This is a genomic window from Vibrio sp. 2132-1 (assembly GCF_033344315.1).
In genome coordinates this window covers 1-679 of the sequence record NZ_JAWPON010000379.1, presented here as the reverse complement: position 1 = coordinate 679, position 679 = coordinate 1, and the positions used below count along the sequence as shown (strand labels likewise).

The following is a 679-nucleotide window of genomic DNA, read 5'->3' as shown; positions in this document are numbered from 1 at the left end:
CGATTAGAGTTACGTGAGAAAGGAGCAAAACAAGGCGCGTATCCGCATCAGCTCATCATGACGGCGACTCCGATTCCACGCACACTAGCAATGACAGCGTATGCTGATTTGGAAACGTCGGTGATAGACGAATTACCACCAGGCCGAACGCCGATTCAAACCGTCGCCATTCCAGATACCAAACGGGACGACATTGTCGAGCGAGTACGAAACGCTTGTCTTAACGAAGGCAAGCAAGCGTATTGGGTGTGTACGCTGATCGATGAATCAGAAGTGTTAGAAGCGCAAGCCGCAGCAGACACCGCTGAAGAGCTGCAGCGCAAACTGCCAGATGTAAAAATTGGCTTGGTTCATGGCCGTATGAAGCCCGCCGAAAAGCAAGCTGTCATGCAAGAGTTTAAAGACAACAAGCTCCACCTGCTCGTAGCCACGACGGTGATAGAAGTTGGCGTAGACGTGCCAAACTCTAGCTTGATGATCATCGAAAACCCTGAACGCCTTGGTTTGGCTCAATTACACCAGTTAAGAGGCCGCGTCGGTCGAGGCTCTGTTGCCAGTCACTGTGTCCTGCTGTACCACGCCCCTCTGTCGAAAACCGCGCAAAAACGCCTCGGTGTGCTGCGTGAAAGTAACGATGGCTTTGTGATTGCACAGAAAGACCTAGAGATCCGCGGCCCCG

1 protein-coding gene is annotated in these 679 nt (G+C 52.4%); it reads left to right on the top strand.

Features of this window, described 5'->3' with window-relative positions:
* On the top strand, nucleotides 1–679 hold a 679-nt coding region (locus R8N47_RS25545; RefSeq protein ID WP_318186144.1), incomplete at both ends, for a helicase-related protein.